At 64.9% G+C, this 19,164-nt stretch carries 19 protein-coding genes; 4 read left to right on the top strand and 15 right to left on the bottom strand.

The features are described 5' to 3' along the window. Window positions 1-150: 150 nt before the first annotated feature. The gene (locus GM910_RS00095; protein ID WP_159585325.1) at window positions 151-1,167 is read right to left on the bottom strand and encodes an ABC transporter substrate-binding protein; all 1,017 of its coding nucleotides are present in this window, start codon (window positions 1,165-1,167) and stop codon (window positions 151-153) included. Window positions 1,168-1,435: 268 nt separating this feature from the next. Between GM910_RS00095 and GM910_RS00090 the strand changes: the two genes are divergently transcribed. Together GM910_RS00090 and GM910_RS00085 are read left to right on the top strand one after the other, a co-directional pair. Further along, on the top strand, window positions 1,436-2,680 hold the full coding sequence (locus GM910_RS00090) for a GAF domain-containing sensor histidine kinase (RefSeq protein ID WP_159585323.1): 1,245 nt from the start codon (window positions 1,436-1,438) through the stop codon (window positions 2,678-2,680). Then, window positions 2,677-3,396 carry a response regulator transcription factor gene (locus GM910_RS00085; protein WP_159585321.1) on the top strand — a complete coding sequence of 240 codons (720 nt, stop codon included), beginning with the start codon at window positions 2,677-2,679 and terminating at the stop codon, window positions 3,394-3,396. Before GM910_RS00090 ends, GM910_RS00085 begins: the two co-directional genes overlap by 4 nt. 37 nt (window positions 3,397-3,433) lie before the next feature. On the opposite strand, the gene GM910_RS00080 is transcribed toward GM910_RS00085, so the two are convergent. The 7 genes from GM910_RS00080 to GM910_RS00050 form a co-directional block, all read right to left on the bottom strand. Further along, window positions 3,434-4,504 (bottom strand): ABC transporter ATP-binding protein, encoded by a 1,071-nt coding sequence (locus GM910_RS00080; RefSeq protein ID WP_159585319.1) that lies wholly within the window; start codon window positions 4,502-4,504, stop codon window positions 3,434-3,436. A gap of 10 nt (window positions 4,505-4,514) precedes the next feature. After that, the gene (locus tag GM910_RS00075) at window positions 4,515-5,348 is read right to left on the bottom strand and encodes a carbohydrate ABC transporter permease (RefSeq protein WP_159585317.1); all 834 of its coding nucleotides are present in this window, start codon (window positions 5,346-5,348) and stop codon (window positions 4,515-4,517) included. Between the two features lie 4 nt (window positions 5,349-5,352). After that, window positions 5,353-6,285 (bottom strand): carbohydrate ABC transporter permease, encoded by a 933-nt coding sequence (locus tag GM910_RS00070; protein WP_159585315.1) that lies wholly within the window; start codon window positions 6,283-6,285, stop codon window positions 5,353-5,355. A 343-nt stretch (window positions 6,286-6,628) separates the two neighbouring features. After that, window positions 6,629-7,885 carry an ABC transporter substrate-binding protein gene (locus GM910_RS00065; protein ID WP_159585313.1) on the bottom strand — a complete coding sequence of 419 codons (1,257 nt, stop codon included), beginning with the start codon at window positions 7,883-7,885 and terminating at the stop codon, window positions 6,629-6,631. Between the two features lie 40 nt (window positions 7,886-7,925). After that, the gene (locus GM910_RS00060; RefSeq protein ID WP_159585311.1) at window positions 7,926-9,098 is read right to left on the bottom strand and encodes a PLP-dependent transferase; all 1,173 of its coding nucleotides are present in this window, start codon (window positions 9,096-9,098) and stop codon (window positions 7,926-7,928) included. Further along, window positions 9,095-9,805 (bottom strand): FadR/GntR family transcriptional regulator, encoded by a 711-nt coding sequence (locus GM910_RS00055; protein WP_159585309.1) that lies wholly within the window; start codon window positions 9,803-9,805, stop codon window positions 9,095-9,097. Before GM910_RS00055 ends, GM910_RS00060 begins: the two co-directional genes overlap by 4 nt. A 218-nt stretch (window positions 9,806-10,023) precedes the next feature. Continuing rightward, the gene (locus tag GM910_RS00050) at window positions 10,024-11,037 is read right to left on the bottom strand and encodes a 1-aminocyclopropane-1-carboxylate deaminase (protein ID WP_159585307.1); all 1,014 of its coding nucleotides are present in this window, start codon (window positions 11,035-11,037) and stop codon (window positions 10,024-10,026) included. A 144-nt stretch (window positions 11,038-11,181) separates the two neighbouring features. On the opposite strand from GM910_RS00050, the gene GM910_RS00045 reads away from it, so the two are divergent. Then, window positions 11,182-11,661: an Lrp/AsnC family transcriptional regulator gene (locus GM910_RS00045; RefSeq protein WP_159585305.1), complete on the top strand. Its 480-nt coding sequence runs from the start codon at window positions 11,182-11,184 to the stop codon at window positions 11,659-11,661. Between the two features lie 59 nt (window positions 11,662-11,720). Here GM910_RS00045 and GM910_RS00040 read toward each other — a convergent pair whose 3' ends face one another. From GM910_RS00040 to GM910_RS00015, 6 genes are all read right to left on the bottom strand, one after another. Beyond that, complete coding sequence (locus GM910_RS00040) at window positions 11,721-12,791, bottom strand: ABC transporter ATP-binding protein (RefSeq protein WP_159585303.1); 1,071 nt, start codon at window positions 12,789-12,791, stop codon at window positions 11,721-11,723. Window positions 12,792-12,801: 10 nt separating this feature from the next. Beyond that, window positions 12,802-13,797, bottom strand: coding sequence for a glycoside hydrolase family protein (locus GM910_RS00035; protein WP_159585301.1), 996 nt, complete (start codon window positions 13,795-13,797; stop codon window positions 12,802-12,804). Between the two features lie 21 nt (window positions 13,798-13,818). Then, a complete protein-coding gene (locus tag GM910_RS00030; RefSeq protein WP_159585299.1) occupies window positions 13,819-14,700 on the bottom strand; it encodes a carbohydrate ABC transporter permease in 882 nt (293 codons plus the stop codon). Continuing rightward, the gene (locus tag GM910_RS00025; RefSeq protein ID WP_159585297.1) at window positions 14,700-15,770 is read right to left on the bottom strand and encodes a carbohydrate ABC transporter permease; all 1,071 of its coding nucleotides are present in this window, start codon (window positions 15,768-15,770) and stop codon (window positions 14,700-14,702) included. Before GM910_RS00025 ends, GM910_RS00030 begins: the two co-directional genes overlap by 1 nt. Window positions 15,771-15,832: 62 nt before the next feature. Beyond that, window positions 15,833-17,098, bottom strand: a complete 1,266-nt coding sequence (locus GM910_RS00020; RefSeq protein WP_159585295.1) for an ABC transporter substrate-binding protein — start codon at window positions 17,096-17,098, stop codon at window positions 15,833-15,835. A gap of 30 nt (window positions 17,099-17,128) precedes the next feature. After that, on the bottom strand, window positions 17,129-18,196 hold the full coding sequence (locus GM910_RS00015) for a LacI family DNA-binding transcriptional regulator (protein WP_159585293.1): 1,068 nt from the start codon (window positions 18,194-18,196) through the stop codon (window positions 17,129-17,131). Window positions 18,197-18,570: 374 nt separating this feature from the next. Between GM910_RS00015 and GM910_RS00010 the strand changes: the two genes are divergently transcribed. Then, window positions 18,571-18,981 carry a DoxX family protein gene (locus tag GM910_RS00010; protein WP_159585745.1) on the top strand — a complete coding sequence of 137 codons (411 nt, stop codon included), beginning with the start codon at window positions 18,571-18,573 and terminating at the stop codon, window positions 18,979-18,981. 49 nt (window positions 18,982-19,030) lie between these two features. Here GM910_RS00010 and GM910_RS27545 read toward each other — a convergent pair whose 3' ends face one another. Then, the gene (locus tag GM910_RS27545; protein ID WP_281354853.1) at window positions 19,031-19,150 is read right to left on the bottom strand and encodes a hypothetical protein; all 120 of its coding nucleotides are present in this window, start codon (window positions 19,148-19,150) and stop codon (window positions 19,031-19,033) included. Window positions 19,151-19,164: the final 14 nt, after the last annotated feature.

Below are 19,164 nucleotides of genomic sequence, written 5' to 3'. Positions count from 1 at the left end.
TATGGCAAGGAACCGGCAAATCACGTAGGCCGGCGGCCGTCGTGACGACCCCCACCCCTCACCCCTCCCCACAAGGGGGAGGGGAGTCGCGGAGGTTTGCGCCCCTACCGCCATCGCCGGTGCCAGGGGTCGCCGCCACCGCCAAGTCCCCTACATCGCCGCGTCGATCACCTCCAGCGCGTCCTCCTGCGAGTATTCCACATTGGCGACGCCGCCGGCTTCCGTATTCTCCAGGTTCTCCTCGAGATTGTCCTGGTCGATGCGCAGGAAGGGCACCGTCAGGTCCTTCGGCACGTCCTTGCCGTCGAGGATCTGCTGCGCGACCCAGAATGCCAGGGTGGAGACGCCGGGGGCGATGGAGACGGACATGGTCTCGTAGCCGTTCGCGTCCTTCTGCTCCTTCCACCAGGTCAACTCGTCGTGGCGGTTGCCCATGACGATGATCGGCATCTCCCTGTCCGTCGCGGCAAAAGCCTGTGCCGCGCCGTAACCGTCGCCGCCTTGCGTGACCACGGCCTCGATGTCCGGCAGGCTTGGCAGGATGCCGGCGACGGCCTTTTGCGCCACGTCCTGCGCCCAATCGCCATGCACGGAACCGGCGATCTTGAACTGCGAATGCTCCTCGACCCCGTCGTGGATCCCGGCGGAGATCTCGTCGTCGACGAAAACGCCGGCAAGGCCGCGGATCTCCAGGAGGTTGCCGCCGTCGGACAGGCGGCCGGCGAGGTACTCGATCTGGCTGCGGCCCATCTCGTGGAAGTCGACGGCGATCCGCCATGCGCAGGGTTCGGTGACGATGCCGTCGAACGAGACGACGGTGATGCCGGCGTCGCAGGCTTCCTTGACGGCGCCGTTCAGCCCCTCGGGCGAGGCGGCGTTGAGCACGATCGCGTCGTATCCCTGAAGGATCAGGTTCTGGATCTGGGCCGCTTGTTCAGTCACCTGGTTCTCGGCGGTGGTGAAGGCGTCGGCAGCGGCGACAGTGCCGGCTTCCACGGCCGCGCCGGTCACCTTGTCCCAGCTCGTCAGCATGGCCTGGCGCCAGGAATTGCCGGCATAGTTGTTGGAAAGCGCGATGCGCTTGTCCGACGTGCCGGCGTTCGCCGAAAAGGGCATCGCCGCGCACAGGATGGCGGCCGAGGCCAGAAGCGTTTTGTGGAATCTCATGTCTCTCTCCCTTGTGAACTCCGCCCGCCAGCAGGAAACACTCCATCGGCCGCCGCGGCGGCAGAAAACGGACGGTCCTTTTGCGCTGAGTCTCCTCCCTCAGTGCGCGCAGGATGAAATAGAATGCGGATCGTGTATAGGATCATTGAGGCAAGCCGTTTGCGGGTCCTACCGCAAATGATGCGGGTTTATGCAGGACGAAGGCGCCCGCTCCGGCGCTTATTCGTATAAGCGGCCGAAACCGTACGGCCGCGGGAGGAACCGCGACATGCTTCAGATGGCGCCGGCGGCGCTCGTCGATCACTATCTTGGAATCTCGCGCCTGCTCGCCGGGCAGCTCGATTTCCGCTCGGCCATCCGAGCGGTGGCGGCCGAGGTCGGCCACATCCTGCCCCACGACCACATGGATGTCTGCATCCTCATGGTCGACGGCAAGTACCACACGGCCTACGAGACGGGCATGAGCACGGCCTGGGGCGAGCTCAAATCTGCGCCCGTCGCCAACAGCCCGATCCGCTCGCTGCTGTGGGGCGAGGTCGACCATCTCCTGACCGACGACGCCTGCGCCGACCCGCGCTTCCACTTCGAGGGTGCGTTCAAGGCGCCGATCGTCGAGCAGTCGCTTCGAAGCCGCGTGCACGTGCCGATGAAGGTGCAGGGCGAGATCATCGGTGCCCTCTCCTGCTCGTCGCAGACGGCGGGCCTCTACACGATAGAGGATATCGGCCATGCCCGGGCCATCGCCGATCTTCTCTCCCCCTATTTCTTCGCGCTGCGCGCGGCCGAGCAGGCGCAGCGCTCGGCCATCGTGGAGGCGGAGGCGCGCGCCCGCGAGGAGGGCCTGCGCCAGGGCGCGCTGAAGCTCACCGAGGCGCTGGAGCAGGAGCGCCAGCGCATCGGCATGGACCTGCACGACCAGACGCTGGCCGACCTGACGCGGCTGGCGCGGCGCATCGAGCACCTGTCGCGCACCGGCGATATCACGCCGGAAGCGCTGGAACCCCTGTCGCGGAGCCTGCAGCACTGCATGCAGGACCTGAGGCACATCATCGAGCAGGCCAAGCCCTCCGTGCTGCAGCTTTTCGGGCTGGCGCAGGCGGTGGAGAACCATCTCGAACGCTCGGTGCGCGACAGCGGCACGGCCATCGAATGGGAGCTTGCCGACGAGACGGACGGCGTCTGCGACCGGCTGGAGCCGACGGTCAGCGTGGCGCTCTTCCGCATCGCCCAGGAGGCGATCAACAATGCCGTCCGCCATGCCCGGCCCTCGGCGATCAGGGTGCGGCTTTCCTGCCACGAGGCCGGGATCGCCATCGACATCAGCGACGACGGCGAAGGGATCTCCAGGCCATGCGGACGCATCGGCGGCGGCCTCGACAACATGAAGACGCGGGCGCGGCTGATCTCGGCGAAATTCTCCATCGGCGCCGGGCGCGCGGGCAAGGGAACGGCGGTCCGGGTGCTGCTGCCGCTCCCCACGGAGATAGCCGGCATGCATGAGGAACTGCGATGAAGGTCTTGATCGTCGAGGACGACCCTTTGCACCGGTCCTATCTGCACGAGGCCGTGTGTGCGGCGCTGCCGGAGTGCGACACGGTGATCGAGGCGGAGAACGGCACGGCGGGCGAGCAGCTTGCCCGCCATCACGAATCCGCGCACATCGTCATGGACCTGCAGATGAGCGTGAGGAACGGCATCGAGGCGGCGCGCACCATCTGGAAGGAGCGGCCGGAGACGCGCATCCTCTTCTGGTCCAACTATTCGGACGAAGCCTATGTGCGCGGCGTCTCCCGCATCGTGCCGGACGGCGCGGCCTACGGCTACGTCCTCAAATCGGCCTCCGACGGGAGGCTGAAGCTGGCGCTGCGCTCGATCTTCATCGAGAGCCAGTGCGTGATCGACCGCGAGGTGCGCGGCCTGCAGCAAAAGAGCCTCGGCCAGGTGAGCGGCTTCACCGACAGCGAATACGAGATCCTCGTCGACATCGCGCTGGGGATGACCGACCGCGCCATCGCCAAGCGCCGCAATCTCTCGCTCAGAAGCGTGCAGAACCGCCTGCAGCAGCTCTACGACAAGCTCGAGGTCTACCAGACGGCGGGCGAGGACGACGACGGCCGCTTCAACCTGCGCACCCGCGCGGTCGCCGTGGCCTTCCTGCGCAAGCTCCTGAACTACAGCGCCCTGGAGCGCGCCGAGGCGGAGCTCAAGGAATGGCTCGAGGGGCGGTGAGGGGCTCGTCGCAAGGGCGGGCCGCGCCGCGCCCAACTCACACTGCGCCGACCCGCGCGCCTTCCTGGTCGAAGAGATGAAGGTGCTGCGGCGGGAAGGAAATCGTCGCCGCATTGCCCGCGTTCAAGACCTTGCGGTCGGTGGTGAAGACCTTGAAGGGCAGGCCATGGAGCGCGAGGTGGAGGATGGTGCCGAAGCCGGTGGGCTCGATCAGCTCCACCGCCGCCTCCCTCCCCTCCCCGCCGATGACGACGTGCTCCGGGCGGATGCCGAGCGTCACCGGGGTGTCCGGCTCAAGCGCATAGGCATGCGGCAGGGCGACGAGCGTGCCGTCGGCGAGCCTTGCCGCCGGACTGCCCTCGCCCGGCTGATAGCGGGCCTCGATGAAGTTCATGCCAGGTGAGCCGATGAAGCCGGCGACGAAGAGATTGGCCGGGCGGTCGTAAAGGTCGAGCGGGCTTCCCACCTGCTGCACGACGCCGCCATGCATGGCGACGATCCGGTCGGCGAGCGTCATGGCCTCGATCTGGTCGTGCGTGACGTAGATGGAGGTGGCGCCAAGCTCGCCGTGCAGCTTCTTGATCTCGGCGCGCATCTGCTCGCGCAGCCGGGCATCGAGATTGGAAAGCGGCTCGTCGAAGAGGAAGGCCTTGGGCTGGCGCACGATGGCGCGGCCCATGGCGACGCGCTGGCGCTGGCCGCCGGACAGGGCCTTCGGCCGCCGCTCCAGGAATGGGTCGAGGCCGAGCTTCGAGGCGGCGGCCGAAACGGCGCTCGCCACTCGCTCGCGCGGGGTTTTGCGCAGCCTCAGGCTGTAGCTCATGTTCTGCGCCACGCTCATATGCGGATAGAGCGCATAGGACTGGAACACCATGGCGATGTCGCGGTCCTTCGGGGCGAGGTCGTTGACGCGCTTCTCGGCGATCAGGATATCGCCGCCCGTTACCTCTTCGAGCCCGGCGATCATGCGCAGGAGCGTGGACTTGCCGCAGCCGGACGGGCCGACGAGCACGATGAACTCGCCGTCGCGGATGGTAAGGTCGACGCCGTGCAGCACCTCGATCTTGCCGTAGGATTTGTGGATGTCGCGAATGTCTATGGAGGCCATGGAAACCCTTTCAGCCCTTCACGGCGCCGGCCGTCAGGCCCTGGACGAGATAGCGCTGGATGAGGAAGAAGAAGATGCAGGCCGGGATGAGCGCCAGCACACCGGCCGCCATCATCTGCCCGAAATCGACCGAGAATTTCGACACGAAGGAGAGGAGCCCGACCGGGAAGGTCGCCGCCTCGTTGCCCGAGATCAGCATCAGCGCGAACAGAAGCTCGCTCCAGGCGGCGGTGAAGACGAAGCCGACCGTTGCGGCGATGCCCGGAAGCGTCAGCGGCAGGATGATCTGTCGGAAGGCCATGAACTGCGTCGCCCCATCGATCTTCGCCGCCTCCTCGAGGTCCTTCGGGATGCCGTCGAAGAAGGACTGCATGAGGAAGGTGGCGAAGGGCACGTTGAAGGCCGAATAGACGATGACGAGGCCGGTGAGGCTGTTGGTGAGCCCCAGCGGCGACAGGAGCCGGAAGATCGGCGCCACCAGCATGACGAGCGGGAACATCTGGGTGAGCAGCATGAGCGCCACGATCCAGTATTTCGCCCGGAAGGCGAAGCGCGACAGGGCATAGCCGGAGAGCGAGGCGACCGCCGTCACCACAAGCGCCGTGGAGCCGGCGACAATGAGGCTGTTGCGGAAGAACAGCGGGAAATCGCTGTGCGCGATGACGAAGCGGAAATGGTCGAAGCTCGTGCGCGAGGGCCACATCCGCACGCCTTCCGAATAAAGCAGGTCGTTCGGCGTCAGCGAGACCTTGAGCAGCCAGAAGAGCGGGAACAGGGCGAAGAGGATATAGGCGAGGATCGCCAGCCGGTGCGCAAGGGTGAGGATCAACGGTCTTGCTCTCATGTCCTCAGTCCTTGTTGAGCAGCGTCTGGCGCAAAACGACGATCAGCATCGAATAGACGAGCAGCAAGACCAGAAGCACCATGGCCACCGCAGAGGCATAGCCGAAGTCGAGGCGCGTGAAGGCCTGGGTGAAGATATAGCTGGCGACGATCTGCGTGCGGTCGGCCGGCCCGCCCTTGGTCATAACGACGATAAGGTCGGCGAAGTTCGATATCCACACGGTGCGAAGCAGTATGGTGATGGCGATGGTGGGGGCGAGAAAGGGCAGCGTGATCGAGAGGAAACGCTGCACGGGCCCCGCGCCGTCGATGGAGGCGGCCTCGTAGAGGTCGCGCGGGATCGCCTGCAGGGCGGCAAGCAGGGTGATTGCGAAGAAGGGAATGCCCCACCACACATTGGCGATAATCGGCCCCCACATGGCAAGCTCGGGGTCGGAGAGGATGTTGTTCGGCTCGCTCAGGATGCCGAGGGCATGGAGCCAGTGCGGCAGCGGGCCGATCACCGGGTTGAACAGCCAGGCCCAGTTGAGGCCGGTGAGAAAAGTGGGCACCGCCCACGGCAGGAAGACGAGCGCCTGGGCGAGGCCGCGGCCGGTGAAGGGCTTGTCGAGCAAGAGCGCCAGGATGAGGCCGAAGGCGAATTGCAGGAGAACCGACGCCCCCGTCCACCACACGGTGTTCTTGAGCGCCACCAGGAAGGCCCGATCCCCGGCCAGCGCCCGGAAATGGTCGAGGCCGATGAAGCCGCCGGAGAACGGGTTGAGGATCTGGACGTCGCGGAACGCATAGGAGATGCCGACGACCAGGGGCACCAGCATGACGGTGACGATGAGAATGAGCGCCGGCGCGCTGTAGAGATAAGGTTCCCAGCCGCGAGCAAAGCGCTGCATGAGCGACTTGCGGCCGGGTGGTTGTTCGGCGATGACGGTTGTAGCCATCAGGCGGAGCCTCGCTTTCTCTAAAGCCTTCTGCTTATAGGTCGGCGCAGCCGGATGGAGATGACGGTGCCCCTTCGCGCCCCCCTCTGTCCTGCCGGACATCTCCCCCACGAGGGGGGAGATTGCGCTGGCCGCTTGCTCCGGCACCTGTTCTGCGACGTTGCCGAGTGGCGAAAGTCGTGGTGACGGCTGATCTCCCCCCTCGTGGGGGAGATGTCCGGCAGGACAGAGGGGGGCGCGAAGGGGCGCCGGCAGTTCCATGCATGGCTGTTTCCACCTAGATGGCCCTGGGGCAAGTGGCGGGCGAGGCCAGGAGGACGCCCCCTCGCCCGCCGCCAGCCACTCACTTTCCGGCGAGATACTTCTGCTGCGCCTTGGTCAGGTACTCGGCCCATTGATTGGCCAGCTCCTCCGGCGAAATATCGCCCAGAAGCGCCTCCTGCCCCGTCTTGATGGCCAGCGAATCCTTGAAGAAGGCGAACTCCTCCAGATAGGTCGGCATCACCGTCGGCACCGCGTCGGCGTCCTCAAGCTCCGCGAACCAGCCGGCGAATTGCGGGCTCGAATAGAAGGGATCGTTCTCGGCCGAGGTGTGGACCGGCAGCGCGCCGGTGCGCTTGTTCCACTCGACATTGCCTTCCGGCCCCTCAAGTGTCGCGATCAGCTTCCAGGCCAGATCCTTGTTCTGGCTCGCCGCCATCATCGACCAGCCGGCATAGCCGATGGTCGGGAAGGTCTTGCCCGACGGCCCCTTCGGCATGGTGGTCACGCCGTAATCGTCCTCGTCCATGCGCTCGGCGATGGCGATCAGCGCATCCGGGTCCTGGTCGAGGAAGGCGCAGGTGCCGGTGTAGAACCCGGCAACGATCTCGTTGAAGCCCCAGTTGACGCTGTCCTTCGGCGCCAGCCCGTTCTTGTAGAGATCGATCACCCAGGTGAGCCCCTTCACCCAGCCCTCGCTGTTCATGGTGGAGGTGCCGTCCTCGTTGAAGAAGGTGTTGTCGCCCGCCATGGTGGCGCCGAACATCATCCAGCCGTTGAGCCCGCCGGGCCCGCCGCGCATGCAGTAGCCGTATTTGCCCGGCAGTTCGGAGACCTTCTGCGAAGCCTCGACGAATTCGTCGAGCGTCTTCGGCGGTTCGGAGACGCCGGCCTCATCGAGCAGGTTCTTGTTGTAGAACATGGCCCGCAGATAGAAGCCGTAGGGCAGCATGTAGGCCGTGTCCTCGACGTCGCGGCCAAGCTCCAGCGCGCGGGCCGTCAGGCCGTCGGTATGCTCCCACGCTTCCAGATAGGGCTCCAGGCTCTCCAGCATGCCGTTGTTGGCATAGAGCGACAGCCAGGTGTCGGGCATTTCCATCACGTCGGGAATCTCGCCCGCCGACACCATGGTGGCGAATTTCTGGAAGGCCTCGCCCCAGGGCAGCGAGACGATCTCCACCGTCGTTCCCGGATTGGCCTCCTCGAACTTGGCGACGATGGATTTCAGCGTCTGCGTCCGCTCGGGGCTGGTGATCACCTCCACCAGCTTCAGCGTCTCGGCCGTTGCCGTTCCCGTCATCAATGAGGCGAACAGGGCCGCCGTCAGAAGCTTTCTCATGTCAGTTCCCCTTTCTTGTTTTTCATTGGTCTCTCTCCCTTCAGGTTTCGGAAGCAGCGGCGATCGCTCCTTCCAGGTCAGCCCACAGCGCCTCGATGCCCTCGAGGCCTACGTGAAGTCGCACGGAGCGCGGGTGGATGCCGAAGGCGACGGCCGAGTTGGGCTCAGCCTTCTGGTTCAGGACGATTTCGGCCGGCACGACGAGGCTCTCGTGCCCGCCCCAGCTCACGCCGAGCTTGAAGAGGCGCAGCCGGTCGGCGAAAGCGCGGATGTCCACGCCCTCGCGAAAGACGAAGGAGAACAGGCCGGAGGTGCCTTCGAGGCCGGGCGGCAGCGCCCCCAAGACCCCCGGATGGCAGACCGTCTCCACCATCGGGCTTTCCGCAAGCCTCTTTGCGATCGTAAGCCCGGCCGCCTGATGCGCCAGCATGCGGGCGGGAAGCGTGCGCATGCCGCGGATCAGAAGCCAGGCATCGAAGGGCGACAGCTTTCCGCCTAGATAGGCGTAGGCCTCGGCGCGGATGCGGCCGATCAGTTCCTTCGAGCCCGCCACCACGCCGGCCACCACGTCGCTGTGGCCGCCCAGATATTTGGAGGCCGAATGGACGACGAGATCGGCGCCGAGTGTGAGCGGCCGCTGGAAGATCGGGCTCGCCCAGCTGTTGTCGATGACGGTCAGGACGCCGGCGGCCTTCGCAAGCGCTGCAAGGGCGCCGACATCGTGGGTCTCCATCACCCAGCTCGTCGGGCTTTCCATGTAGAAGAGCTTCGCGCCGGGAAGCGCCTTCGCCACCGCCGCCTCGTCGCGGCCGTCCACATAGGTCACCTCCACGCGCATGCGCTTCAAAAGCGTGCCGAAAAGGCGGAAGGTGTCGGGATAAAGGTGCCGGACTGCGACGATGCGGTCGCCGGGCGCAACGAAGCTCAGCACCGTGGAAGAGATTGCCGCCATGCCGCTGGCAAAGCCGATGGCGTCCTCCCCCCGCTCGAGCTTCGCCAGCATCTCCTCGAACATGCGCACCGTCGGGTTCAGCCCGCGCGTATAGGTGGGCCGCACCTTCTCGCCGCGATAGGTGGCGAGCATCTCGTCATAGCTTGCGAAGGTGAAGAGCGAGGTCTGCACGATGGGCGGCACCACCGCGTCGAAGGCGTTGCCCTCGTCATGGGCGACGATGAGGGCGGCTTGGGCGAGCGGGTCGGGACCGCCTGTCATCTGGACATTTCCTTGATGTCTTCCTCGACGATCTCGAGGATCTTCAGCGTTTTCTCCCGCGCGCCTTCCGCGTCCTGCGCGACGATCGCGTCGAACAGCTCGCGGTGGAACGGGAAGGAGCGGCGGGCGAAGTCCTGGCGGTCGAACGGGTGCTCCCAGAAGCGCTCGAACGCTTCCCGCATCTGCTCCAGAAGCTGGCGGAAGAGCGGGTTGTGCGTGGCATCGTAGATGGCCAGATGAAAGGCAAGGTCTTCCGGCCCGGACGTGCCCTTGGCCAGATGCACGCGCTCCATCTCGTCGAGCTTCTCCTCGATGGTGGTAATGTCGTCTTCCGTGCGCCGCTTCGCCGCCACCACGCTCGCCTCCGCCTCGATGCCGCGGCGCACCTCCAGCGTCTTAAGCAGCGCGTCGCGCAGATGCACGGTGTTCAACGACAGCGGCATATGGATCGTGCCGGCGGAAATCGGTTTCTTGAGATAGCTCCCGCTGCCCCTGCGCGTATCGATGACGCCGAGCGCCTCGTAGCGGCGGATGACTTCGCGGATCGTCGAGCGCCCCACCGCAAGGGCGGCCATCAGTTCCCTTTCGGCAGGAAGCCGGTCGCCCGCCTTCAGCTCGGCACGCTCGATATAGGCGGCCAACGCCTCCGACACCTGGCTCACCCGGTCGTGCGCGGGCAGCGAGTGGATCATCGGATTTCCGCTCATCGTCCCCGCGCTCCGACCGGCATGCGCTCGTAGAATTGGTCTGACATCATAGCAGTTTGACCCACCGCGTCGCGGCGGTCAAGATGTTTGGGAGCGGAGAAACTTCCGTGCTCGGCGGGGCAGGATTGTCAAAAGCGATATTGAGGACGCGTTCGCCTTCGCACCGATACGCGCATCGGTCATGCCCCGCACGATTGACGTCGATGAAGGTGGCTGCCCTACCCGTTCCGGAACGCGTAGCTGTAGCCGTTGATCGCCGGCACGCCCCCCAGATGCGCATAGAGCACCTTCGAGGCCTCCGGGAAGAAGCCTTTCTTCACCAGGTCGATCATGCCCTGCATGGATTTTCCCTCGTAGACAGGGTCGGTCATCATGCCCTCGAGCCGCGCGCATAGGCGGATCGCCTCTTTCGTCTCCTCCGACGGCACGCCGTAGAGCGGATAGGCATAGTCCTCGACCAGCACCACGTCGTCTTCCTCGATCGCATGCCCGAGGTCCACGAGCGCCGCCGTCTTCCGTGCGATATCGAGAACCTGCGCCTTCGTCTGCGCGGGGGTCGCCGAGGCGTCGATGCCGATCACCTTTCGTGCCCGCCCGTCGGCGGCAAAACCCACCAGCATGCCGGCATGGGTCGAGCCGGTCACCGTGCAGACGACGATATAGTCGAACTTGAAGCCGAGCTCGGCTTCCTGCGCGCGCACCTCCTCGGCAAAACCCACATAGCCGAGCCCGCCATATTTATGAACCGAGGCCCCGGCGGGGATCGGATAGGGCTTGCCGCCCTTCGCTTCGACATCCCTCAACGCATTTTCCCAGCTCTCGCGGATGCCGATGTCGAACCCCTCGTCGACCAGTTCCACCTCCGCGCCCATGACCCGGCTGAGCAGGATATTGCCGACGCGGTCGTAGACGGCATCCTCGTGCGGCACCCAGCTTTCCTGGACCAGGCGGCATTTGAAGCCGATCTTCGCCGCCGTGGCGGCGACCATGCGCGTGTGGTTCGACTGCACGCCGCCGATCGACACCAGCGTATCGGCCCCGGAAGCGATGGCATCGGGCACGATATACTCCAGCTTGCGCAGCTTGTTGCCGCCGAAGGCCAGGCCCGAATTGCAGTCCTCGCGCTTGGCATAAAGCTCCACCCCGCCGCCCAGATGCGCCGAAAGACGCTCCAGCTTTTCGATGTGGGTGGGACCGAAGGTAAGCGGATAGCGTTCGAATTTTTGCAGCATGTACAACCTTTCCGAAGGAGTGGAGCCGGCAGAGAGGCTAGCGAACTTTCCCCGAAAGGTGCTTTCATAGTTGCCGATGGAGTTGCTATGAGCTCTTCATTCTCATGGCATTCATGATGGAAGCTTTTGCAAAAGGCAGACTTAATGAGAGAACCTTCCGATAATGCGGCGCTGGACCGGATCGATCTCAAGATCCTCCGGCAACTGCAGCGCGACGGCGGCTTGAGCAATGCCGATCTCGCCAGGCTGGTGGGCGTCAGCGCCGCGACCTGCCATCGCCGCACCGAGCGGCTCTTCAGGGCCGGCTATATCCGCGGCGTCCATGCGGCGATCGCGCCCGAGCGCGTCGAGCGGGGCGCGCTTGTCATCGTCGGTGTGGTTCTCGACCGTTCCACGCCTGAGAGCTTTTCCGCCTTCGAGACCGCCGTGCGGAAGCTGCCCTTCATCCTCGACTGCCACCTGGTGGCGGGCGACTTCGACTATTTCCTGAAAATCCGCGTCCGCGACATGGCCGACTTCAACCGGCTGCACGGAAGCCAGCTCATCGCCCTGCCAGGCGTGCGCCAGACGCGCACTTTCTTCGTCATGAAGGAGGTGGTGGACGGGGCGCAGCTCGACTTCTGAGGCCAGCGGCCTTTGCACGCTTTCAAACAGCCGAAGCGTCGCGCTTGAAGCAGGCTGTCCTACGTAGCCTCGAACAAATGTGCCCGCGCGGGATCGAAGCCGAGCGCTATCTGCGAACCGAGATCCAGCGGGCGATCCTCCGAAAGTGCCGCGACGATGCGGCCGCCGCGCGTCAGTTCGACATTGACCACGGTTTCCGTGCCGAGCCGCTCCACCAGCGCCACTGTGCCGTGCAGCGCGCCGGCGGCGCCGTTCTTCGAAACGGAGAGATATTGCGGCCGGATGCCGAGCTTCGCCTTTGCCATCGAGGCGTAGTCCCGGCCGGCGGCGGGCAGGGTCACCGGGTCGAGGGCGGGGGCCTGCACGGTGACGCCCTCCGCCGAGCGCTCCACCACATCGACATCCATGAAGTTCATCGAGGGCGAGCCGATGAAGCCGGCGACGAAGAGGTTTGCCGGGTTGTGGTAAAGCTCCATCGGAGCGCCGATCTGCTGCACGATGCCGTCGCGAAGAACGACGATCTTGTCCGCCAGCGTCATCGCCTCGACCTGGTCATGGGTGACGTAGACCATCGTCGCGTCGAGCTGCTTGTGCAGCTTGCCGATCTCCATGCGCATGTCCATGCGCAACGCCGCGTCGAGGTTCGACAGCGGCTCGTCGAACAGGAAGACGGAGGGATCGCGCACGATGGCGCGGCCGATGGCGACGCGCTGGCGCTGGCCGCCCGAAAGCTGCGAAGGGCGCCGATCGAGCAGGTGCTCCATCTGCAGGATACGCGCCGCCTCCATGACCTTCCTCTCCTTCTCCTCCTTCGCAACGCCGGCAATGGTGAGCCCGAAACCGACGTTCTCGCGCACCGACATGTGGGGGAAGATGGCGTAGGTCTGGAACACCATGGCGATGCCGCGGTCCTTCGGCTGGACCTCGTTGACGATGCGGCCGCCGATCTCGAGCGTGCCCGAGGTGATGTCCTCCAGCCCGGCGATCATGCGCAGGAGCGTGGACTTGCCGCAGCCGGACGGCCCGACGAAGACGACGAACTCGCCATCCTCGATGTCGAGGTCGACGCCCTTGATGACCTCGACCTTCCCGTAGCTCTTGCGCACCTCTTTCAGCGAGACATCCGCCATGGCTTCCTCCTCATACGGCCAGGGCCGTCTTGGTGACGACCTTCAGCGCGCCATTTTCATCGATGACGACGGGCTCCGGGTCCATGATATGGCCGGCGAAGCCGCGGCCGTCCGGACGATCTGCGAAGCCCATGATCGCCATGCCCTCGCCGGTCTCGACAATGCGCGCGGCATAGCGCCGGCACGGCAGGGCACCGTCGAGAAAAGGTCCCGGCGCCACCTGCCATGGCCCGCGGGGATCGTCGGCGACCAGATAATGGGTGCCGGTAACCGGCCCGCCGGGCACCGCCTCGGCCTGGTCCCTGGAGAAGTGCTCGGCCGCGGTGCAGAAGAGGCAATACCGGCGGCCGTTCTTCTCGAAGACCTGCGGCACCTCAAGCTGCCCGAAGCCGCCGACGAAAACGGGCTCCTGCAAGGTCCAGTGGTGGAGATCGGGGGATGTGGCGAAGCCGATGGCGCCGCCGCCGTTCGGCTCGGCGATGCCGGCCGCGCGGGCAGTGAAATACATCAGCCAGCCGTCGCCCGCCGGATCGCGCATGACCCACGGGTCACGCATGGCGCGGTCGTGCCAGAAGCCATGCGCGTGGTCCGCCTCGTAGGCCTTCGCCGCCTCTCCGACGAGATCGAGGCAAGGATCGGGCCCGACACGCTTCCAGGAATGAAGATCGGTGGAGGTCGCATGGCCGATGCGCTGGATCAGCCCGTCCTCCCCGTGGCTGGCGCCGGTGTAGAACAGGTGCCACAGGCCCTCGTCGCCGTGCACGACCGAACCGGTCCATGTCGTATAGTCATCCCAGGCCGGCCCCGGCGCAGGCGAGAAACAGGTGCCGAGATGCGTCCAGTTAACGAGATCGCGGCTCGTCGCGTGGCCCTGGCTGACGTTCCAGTGGCGCAGGTCCGGGTCCACCAGCGCCTTGTCGGCCTGCAGGAAGAATGCATGCCAGATGTCGCCGTCGCGGACGTACCAGCTGTCCCATATCCATTTGTCGTCGAGCGCCAGAACCATATTTTTCAGTTTTTCCCTTTTTCAGCCCTTCACGCCGGTCGATGCGATCGAGGCGATGAAGGCGCGTTGCAGGACGAGATAGAAGGCAAGAACGGGAAGGGTGATGACCGACAGGTAGGCCATCACCTCCCCCCAGGCGACATTGAGCTGGAAGAAGTAGCCGAGCCCGACCATGATCGGCCGGTGGGCCTCGTCCTGCACGACGATCAGCGGCCACAGATATTGCTCGTTGTACATCTTCAGCGATTTCAGGATGGCGGCCGTCGCCAGCACCGGGCCGGACAGCGGCATCACCACCCTTCGATAGATCTGCCACCACGACGCGCCTTCCGCGCGCGCCGCTTCGATGAGCTCGCGGGGCAGATCCTTGAAATATTGCACGAAGAGGAAAATCGTCAGCGCATCGGCGATCCAGGGGATGATCTGCACCCGGTAAGTGTTGAGCCAGCCATACTCGATGCCGTCGAGGCCGAGCCATGGCAGCCGCGAGACGAACAGGAGGAGCGGTATGGCTATGGTCTCGAAGGGGACGATGAGCGTGGCAAGCGCGATCGACAGAAGCAGGCCGTTGCCGCGCCATTTCAGATAGGTGAAGGAAAAGGCCGCGAGCGAGCAGAGGAAGAGGGAGGCCGTCACGGTGACGACGGTGACGAAGACGGAATTGAGCACGAAGCGCCCGATGGGCGCGCGCTGGAAGGCGGCTGTATAGTTGCTCAGGCTGATGTCGCCGACGGGAAGGAAGGCGCGCAGCGAAGACGTGTCGCTGAGGAGCTGCGCCGTCGGTTTCAGGGAAGAGACGATCATGAAGACGAGGGGAAAGGCGAACACCAGCGCGACGAGCACCAGCACCAGATAGCGCACGGCGAGCCGCAGGCCGCGATTGTCGCGGGAGATCGTGGCCATCAGTTCCGCTCCCGCGTCAGGTAGCGCTGAATGAGCGAGATGGTCAGGACGAGCAGGAAGAGGATTACGGAGATCGTCGATCCGCCGGAAATGTCCTGCTTGCCGTAACCGCGTTCGACGGCCTGGAACACAAGCGTCTGCGTGCTGTCGAGCGGCCCGCCATTGGTCATCACGTCGATCTGCGCGAACAGTGCGAACGACTGCATGGTGATGACGATCAGCACCAGAACGGCGGTGTTGCGCAGCCCGGGCCAGGTGACATAGCGGAAGGTCTGCCACTTCGATGCGCCCTCGATCGCCGCAGCCTCGTAGAGCGTCGGCGAGATCGTCTGCAGCCCGGCGAGCCAGATCACCATGTGAAAGCCGACGGCCTGCCAGATCGACATGGCGATGATCGACCCGAGCGCGGTGTCGGGATTGCCGATCCAGTCCACCGGTTTGAAGAGGCCGAAGGTGAGGCCCGAGAGCAGGTTGTTCAACAGGCCGTCATTGCCGTCATAAATGAAGCGCCACAGAAGCGAGACGACGACGATGGAGACGACGACGGGCATGAAGAAGACCGTGCGGAACACGTTGATGCCGCGCAGTCTCTGGTTGATCAGCAAAGCCAGCACCAGCGCCAGCCCGCCCTGGACGGGGGCGACGACGATAACGAAGGTCAGCGTGTTGACGAGCGCCTTCATGAAGATGACGTCGCTGGCGACCACCACCCGCGCATTGTCGCCCGACTGCCAGCGGAACCACTCGCGCATGCCGGCATATTGGCTGTATTCGTCGCTGCGGGTGATGGAGCGGACCCTTGGATATTGCAGGGCGCCGTCCTCGTCGCGGACGATCCCGCCGCTCTCGTCGCGTTCCGGCTCCAGCGTGATGACCGCAAGGCCGAGCAAATTGCGGTAGTTCTCGAGGCCGACATACTGGGTCGGGTTCGGCGAGATGAGCCTTTGATCGGTCAGCGAAAGGGCGAACGCGAAGAAGAAGGGCACGATGATGAAGAGCGCGATGAGGCCGAAACCCGGCAGCGCGAAGGCCCACCCCGCCCTGTTGGATTGCGTCAGTTTCGATCCCACGGTCCGCCTCCGCTAGTTCCGCGGCAGATGGCTCCCGGCACGCGCCGGGAGCCGCGCCTGGTTCAGCCTTCGTGGCCGTAGCCCTGGTTGCGCTTGATGTCGGCATCGATCTCGTCGACGGCGGCATCGAGCGTGTCGCCGACGTCGGCGCCGTTGGCGATATCGGCCAGAGCCTTGGTGAAGACCTTGGACTGGACGACATAGCCCGGCGTCACCGGGCGCAGCTGCGCCTGCTGCTCGGAAAGGGCGAAGAACGCCTCGAGCGGGCCGCCCCCGGCGTAGTTCTCGGTCATCGCCGCCGCGCTGGGTGTCGAGGGGATCAGGCCGATCGCATCGGAGAATGCCGCGAGGTACTTGTCCTGAAGCGCGAACTCGATGAAGGCGGCAGCGCCTTCCGGGTTCTCCGAGCTGGCCGAGATCCCGAACTGCCAGGAGCCGCCGCCGATATAATTGCCCTCGCCGAAGTCGGGCGCGGGCAGGAAGACCACGTCGTCCACCTCCTCGAGCGTGGCCACGGCGCGCCAGTTGCCGTTCCACTGGAAGGCGAAGTCGCCCTCGATGAAGCCGCGCTCCTGGTCGGAGGGGGTCTCGCTGGTGCCCGGCGCATAGCCTTCCTCGAAGAGCGACTGCCACCACTCGCCGAATTCGATGGCCGCATCGCCGTTCAGCACGCCCTCGGCGGTCTGGTAGGTGTCGCGGTTGACGATGCCGCCGCCACGGGACCAGAGGAACGGAGCGAAGGCGTAAGGATACCACTCGCCCTGGTCGTTCATGCCGAGGTCGAGGGCGAATTTGTAGTTGCCGCTGTCCTTGGCTGCCTTGAGGGCCGCCGTGAATTCCTCGCCCGTCCATGGCTCCTCGAGCGTCGGACGACGCAAGCCAAGCTCATCGAGCGTCGAGGCGCGGGCATAGAGCGCCACGGCCGCGTCCCACAGGCCAATGGAATAGAGTTCGTCGTTCCAGTAGCCCTTGGTGCCGGGCAGGAAGTTCTCGATGATGCTCTCGTCGATGGACAGCGGCTGCATGTAACCGGACCAGGCCCAGTTGGGCATCACCGGACCATCGACGTCGATGATGTCGGGCAGGTTTCCGGCAAGCGCGGCGGCCACGACGGAATCGTTGTAGGAGCTCTGCGGGAAGCTCTCGATCACCACCTTCCAGTCGGACTGGCTCTCGTTGAAGTCCGAGACGATCTGGTTGATCAGCTTCGATTCAACCTCGTTGCCGGCACCGTGGTACCACATGCTGAGTTCGGTCTGCGCATGCGCCGCATACGGCAGCGCGGCGGACGCCAGAAGCGCGGCGGCGAACAATGATGTCTTCCTCATAGGTATTTCCTCCTCCGTGACAGGGATCTTTCATCCCGTTTGGGCGCTCGGGTTTTGCTCGGTGACCGATTGGCGCCAGACAACCGGACCGCTTATCAGTGGCGATGGCCCGCCCTTTGCGGGTGCGTTCGCGCGCAGGCGTTCGAGCAGCATGTGCGCCGCCTTCTCGCCCATGGCCTGATAGGGAAGCACCGCCGTCGTCAGCGGCGGGTAGAGCGTTTCGGATATGAGCTTGTAATCGTCGAAGCCGGCGACGGAGATGTCTCCCGGCACCGCGATGCCGCGGCTGCGCAATATGCCGTAGACCTGCAGCGCCATCCGGTCGTTGCCGCAGCACAGCACCGTCGGCGGCGCGTCGAGCGCCATCATGCGCGCGATGGCGTCACCGATCAGCGTGACCTCGCGCGGACCGCTGTTGTGGAGGCCGGCGACGGCGACGAGGTCCGGGTCGTATGCGATGCCCACCTCCTCCAGCGCGTCGCGGTAGCCTTGAAGACGCAGCCCTTGCGCAACGAGGTCGTCCGGCAAGGTGAGGAAGCCGATACGGCGATGCCCCGCCGCGGTCAGCCGCGCCACGAGCGCATGCTGGCCGCGGCGGTCGTCCGGGAGGACGCAGGGCGTTCCCGCATCGTCGAAGCAGTTCACGAGGATCAGCGTCTCGGCCCGCGCGATCTCCGGCAGGTCGACCTTGCGATGGTAGTCGGCGACATAGATGAGCGCCTCGACGCGATGCTGGGCGAAGGTGCGGGTCAGATCCGCGACGTTGGCCGGATCGCCGCCCGTGTCGGAGATCAGGAGCGTGATGCCTGCTTCGGTAAGGACGCGCAGGATCCCCTGGACGATCAAAAGGTCCGGCAGGCCCGAGGATTCGGGCGAGGACGGCGTGGTGCTGATCGCGCCGGTGATCAGGCCGACCAGCCCCGTCTTGTTGGACCGCATGGTGCGCGCAGCGCGCGAGGGCACATAGGCGAGCTCGCCCATTGCGCTTTCGACGGCCTTGCGGGTCTCGGTATTGACCGGCGCGTCTCCATTCATGACGCGTGAGACCGTTTTCGGCGACACACCCGCTTTCCTGGCAACGTCGTAGATGGTCGCCAAATCGTCCTCCCGCATGCGATGTTATGACACCGATGTCATGACATCGGTGTCATAACAGAAACCGCAGCGCATATGCAAGGCAGTCCGTGCGTCGGGTCACTGCTTCAGAACGGGCGCGCGAGCGACGCGCGTTCCGTCCTCACGCGACTGTGAACCGGGCATCATTGGTTTTGCGCCTCGCGTTATGCATCATGCCATTCTCGCTAGAGCGCCGTGCGTCCATTTGGACGCACAAAGGACGCTCTATCTCTTTGTTTTTCCGCATTTATGCGGACGTCAGGTGATTCCACCTGACTGCAAAATGCTATAAGCGCGGAAATCATTGATGGCTCAGCCTGCCGGCCAGAATCGCCGGTGACCATGAAGGAGGCGATCTGATGAATTTCGACAGGATTTCGGCCTGGGCGCCGCAGTGGTTAAGCGTCGTGAGGATCATGTCGGCGCTCCTGTTCCTGGAGCACGGAACCCAGAAGCTTTTCAATTTTCCGCCCGAGGCCGAGCCGATGCAACTGTCGGGGCTTTTCCTGGTTCAGGGCCTGATCGAGGTGATCGGCGGCATACTGCTGGCGATCGGGTTCTTCACCCGGCCCGTCGCGTTCGTTCTGTCCGGCAACATGGCGGTCGCTTATTTCATGGCGCACGCACCGCAAAATTTCTATCCGATTTTCAACCAGGGCGATGCGGCGATCCTCTTCAGCTTCATCTTCCTCTACTTCTTCTTCGCGGGAGGTGGCGCGTGGAGCGTCGATGCGGCCCGCCGCGGAAGCGGCTTCGCGACGCCCTGAACCGCACTCCGGGTAACCAGGCTGGCCGCTTGATCGCGGTCGTGGCTCGTCAGCCGATCGCCGCGAACTTTTCCACCAGCTTGGTTGGGCCCGACACAATCAGCAGGTCGCCCCGCTCGATCATGGTTTCCGGCGTCGCATAGGTGAACTCCGTCCGCGGCCGTTTCACGCCCACGACGGTCA

The sequence above is a fragment of the Chelativorans xinjiangensis genome (assembly GCF_009812055.1).
GTDB lineage: Bacteria > Pseudomonadota > Alphaproteobacteria > Rhizobiales > Rhizobiaceae > Chelativorans > Chelativorans xinjiangense.
The sequence above is the reverse complement of the archived record's forward strand: the minus strand, read 5'-3'. Positions and strand labels throughout refer to the sequence as shown.